The following is a 3,308-nucleotide window of genomic DNA, read 5'->3' on the forward strand; positions in this document are numbered from 1 at the left end:
GCGCAACTGGCGCGCCGCGCCGCCGGCCGCGTCCGCGGCGCCGCGCTCGGCGCGGCCAAGGGCGTGCTGCGGCGCGCCGTGCAATTCGTCGTCGCCCGGCCCAAGCTGTCGTTCTTCGTGCGCCGCCAGGCCGCCCGCTTCCCGCTGCTGGTGCGGGTGCTGCGGCGCCTGGCCATGCGCGCCAGGGCCGGCGGCGCCGACGCCGCGCAGGCCGCGCCGGCGCCCGAGCTGCACCAATTGCCGGCCGCCGCGCGCCAGGTCTACGACGACCTGCGCCGCAGCCGCCACGGCGCGCCGCGCCGCTGACGCGCCGCCGCCTTCCACTTTCGCGCCCGTAGAAAAGCACACACCATGCGTATCGTTCTAGACTTGCAAGCATGCCAGGGTTCCAGCATGCACCGCGGCATCGGCCGCTATTCGATGGCGCTGGCCCAGGCCATGCTGCGCCAGGGCCGGTCGCACGACTTCCGTATCGTCCTCAACAGCCACTTCCCCGACAGCGTGGCGCAGCTGCGCCGCGCCTTCGACGACCTGCTGCCGCAGTCGCAGATCTCGACCTACGCGCTGCCGACGCCGCTGTGGGAACACGACCCCAACAACAGCTGGCGCCTGCGCGCGGCCGAGCAGCTGCGCGAGCACTACCTGGCCTCGCTCGCGCCCGACGCGGTGCACGTGACGAGCCTGTTCGAGGGGCTCGGCGAGAACGCCTGCGGCTCGGTGCTGCACGGCGACGGCCGGTTCGACACGGCCGTCACGCTGTACGACCTGATCCCGCTGGTGCGCAAGCAGACCTATCTGAGCGATCCGGCCGTGGCCAGCTGGTATTACCGCAAGCTGCAAAGCCTCAAGAACGCCGAGTTGCTGCTGGCCATCTCCGGCCACTCGCGCCGCGAGGCGATCGACGCGCTGCAACTGCCTGGCGAGCGGGTGGTCAACATCTCGTCGGCGGTCGACGCCATCTTCCGTCCGCGCGCGCCGGCGCCGGCGGCGGCCGAGGCGCTGCGGCGGCGCCACGGCCTGACGCGGCCGTTCTTCATGTACACCGGTGGCATCGACTACCGCAAGAACATCGAGGGCCTGATCGAGGCCTTCGCGCTGCTGCCGCACGACGTGCGCGGGCGCTACCAGCTGGCCGTGGTGTGCAGCGTGCCCGACGCCGAGCGGCTGCGGCTGCGGCAGCTGGCCGCGCGCCTGCGCCTGGCCGACGACGAGCTGGTGCTGACCGGCTTCGTCCCCGACGACGACCTCGTCACGCTGTACAACCTGACCGACCTGTTCGTGTTCCCGTCGCTGCAGGAGGGCTTCGGCCTGCCGGCGCTCGAGGCCATGTCGTGCGGCGCGGCCACGATCGGCTCGAACAACAGCAGCATTCCCGAGGTGATCGGGCGCGCCGACGCGCTGTTCGACCCGACCCGCCCCGCCGAGATCGCCGCGCTGATGGCGCGCGCCGTCGGCGACCGCGGCTTTCACGCCAGCCTGTGCGCGCACGGCCTGGCGCAGGGCAAGCTGTTCTCGTGGGACGCCAGCGCCGACAAGGCGCTGGCCGCGTTCGAGGACGGCCACGCGCGGCGCCGCGCCGGCGCGGCCGCGACCGTGGCGGTGCCGGCGCGCCGGCCGCGGCTGGCCTACGTGTCGCCGCTGCCGCCGGAGCGCTCCGGCATCGCCGACCACAGCGCCGAGCTGCTGCCGGAACTGGCGCGCTACTACGAGATCGAGCTGGTGCTCGAGCAGCCGGCGCTGCACGACAGCTGGGCCGCCGCCAACTTCCCGCGCCGCAGCGTCGACTGGTTCGAGGCGCACGCCGAGCGCTACGACCGCATCGTCTACCACTTCGGCAACTCCTCGTTCCACCTGCACATGTTCCCGCTGTTGCGGCGCCACCCCGGCGTGGTGGTGCTGCACGACTTCTTCCTCAGCGGCGTGGTCCACTACGGCGCCGCCGTCGGCCGCGAGCCCGACGCCTACGGCCGCACGCTGTACGAGTCGCACGGCTACGCCGCGTTGCTGCACGAGGCCGAACACGGGCGCGAGGCGTCGTACTACCGCTACCCGTGCAACAAGGCGGTGCTCGACCAGGCCAGCGGCGTGATCGTGCACTCGGAACACTCGCGCGCGCTGGCCGAGCGCTGGTACGGCCCGGGCCGCGCCGACGACTGGCGCCTGATCCCGCTGCTGCGCGTGCTGCCGGGCGAGATCGCGCGCGACGCCGCCCGCGCCAGCCTGGGCGTGGGCCCCGACGACTTCCTGCTGTGTTCATTCGGCCTGATCGCCGTCACCAAGTGCAACGACCTGATCGTCGAGGCCTGGCTGGCCTCGCCGCTGGCGGAGGACCCGCGCTGCCACCTGGTGTTCGTCGGCGAAAACAACATCGAGCAATTCGGCAACGACCTGGCCCGACGCATCGCCGGCCATCCGCGCATCCGCATCACCGGCTTCGCCTCGCCCGAGCTGTACCGAAGCTACCTGGGCGCGGCCGACGCCGCCGTGCAGCTGCGCAGCCGCTCGCGCGGCGAGACCTCGGCCACCATCCTCGACTGCCTGGCCTACCGGTTGCCGACCGTCATCAACAGCCACGGCTCGGCGGCCGAGCTGCCGGCCGACATCACCATCAAGCTGCCCGACGCCTGCACGGCGGCCGAGCTGAGCGCGGCGATCGAGCGGCTGCGCCACGACCGCAAGCTGGCCGCCGCGCTGAGCGCGGCGGCCGAGGCCTATATGCGGCGCGTGCACCAGCCGGCCCGCGTCGGACTGCTGTACCGGGACGCCATCGAGCATTTCGCCGGGCACGGCGCGGCCGCCGGCTACGCCGCGCTGCGCGCGGGGCTGGCGGGGATCGAGACCGAGGTCGCGCCGAGCGAGCACGACTGGATGCTGGCGGCGCAGTGCCTGGCCGCCAACGCCGCCGGCCACCAGGGCCGCCAGCTGCTGCCGCTGGCCGAGGCGACGGACGGGCCCGGCGACGGGGTCGCGCGCGCGCTGCTGCGCCACCTGCTGGCCCACCCGCCGGCCGGCTTCCGGGTCGAGCCGCTGCGCTTCGACGGCCGGCACTACCGCTACGCGCGCGCCGCCGCGCTGGCGCTGATCGGCCGGCCGCAGCTGGCGCTGGAGGACGCCGTGGCCGAGCTCAAACAGGACGACATCGTGCTGCGCTGGGACGACGCCGCCGCCGACCCGGCGCTGGCCACGCCCGGCGTGCTGCAGGGGGCGCTGCGCCTCGGCGTCCCCGACGACGGCGCCGCCACGCCGCCGGCGCTGCACCCGCTGCTGGCGCTGCTCGAGGCCGAACGCGGCGCGCTGCTGTGCCTGAC

2 protein-coding genes are annotated in these 3,308 nt (G+C 73.9%); both read left to right on the forward strand.

Translation table 11 applies throughout. The features are described 5' to 3' along the window. Window positions 1-306 (forward strand): hypothetical protein (locus MRBLMU1_RS23405; protein WP_363506537.1); only part of this gene is annotated, 306 nt, incomplete at its 5' end. Window positions 307-351: 45 nt separating this feature from the next. Continuing rightward, window positions 352-3,308: glycosyltransferase (locus MRBLMU1_RS23410; protein ID WP_363506540.1), on the forward strand; the 2,957-nt coding region annotated here is incomplete at its 3' end.

Origin of the sequence: Burkholderia sp. LMU1-1-1.1, assembly GCF_040675865.1 — a bacterium.
Classification (GTDB): Bacteria; Pseudomonadota; Gammaproteobacteria; order Burkholderiales; family Burkholderiaceae_D; genus Rugamonas.